Here is a 797-nt window from a genome sequence, read left to right as displayed (position 1 = left end):
GGCACCGGCAGCTCGGCGAACGGCACCTCCGGCGCTGGCGGCTCGGCGAATGGGACTGCTGGTACTGGCGGCTCGGCGGACGGGTCCGTCGGCAATGGTGGTTCCGCGAACGGCACCTCCAGTCCAGGTACCGGCACCACCGACTCGACGACGGGCCAGTCCGGCAGCGGCATCACCGACAGCGGCTCCGCCGGTACCGGCACCTCGTCCTCTGGCACCGGCGCAGCCGCAGGCCAGACCGGCAGCACAGGCCAATCCACCTCAAGCGGGCCTTCGGACACCGGTACCTCCGCAGGCGCCGGAACCACAGGCTCAACCGCGAACGGCACCTCCGACTCAGGCCCCAACACCGGCGGCACCGGAACTTCGACTGGCACCGGCAACGTCGGCACCTCGGCCAACACCGGGAGCTCCGCAACCTCAACCGGTACAGGAAGTAACGGCACCTCGACCAGCACCACAAACACCGGCTCGACTGGCCTCGGGTACGCCGGCTCGGGTGATGCCGGGAACACGGGGACGTCGACCGGCATCAGCGGTGCTGGAACGTCGACCGGCACTGGCAGCACCGGCACCGGGGGTACCGACACCTCGACGGACCCCGGGAACATCGCCTCGACCGGCGACGGCAACACCGGCGCTTCGACTGGAACCGGCAGCACAAGCACGGGGAACACCGGCTCGACGGGAACCGGCAGTACAAGCACGGGGAACACCGGCTCGACGGGAACCGGCAGTACAAGCACGGGGAACACCGGCTCGACGGGAACCGGCAGTACAAGCACGGGGAACACCGG

The 797-nt window shown here is 69.9% G+C and carries 1 pseudogene; it reads right to left on the bottom strand.

The features are described 5' to 3' along the window. Positions 1 to 785, bottom strand: a pseudogene (locus ACWEOE_RS00200) (hypothetical protein); the annotation flags it as partial. Positions 786 to 797: the final 12 nt, after the last annotated feature.

Source organism: Amycolatopsis sp. NPDC004368 (genome assembly GCF_053602515.1).
The sequence above is the reverse complement of the archived record's forward strand: the minus strand, read 5'-3'. Positions and strand labels throughout refer to the sequence as shown.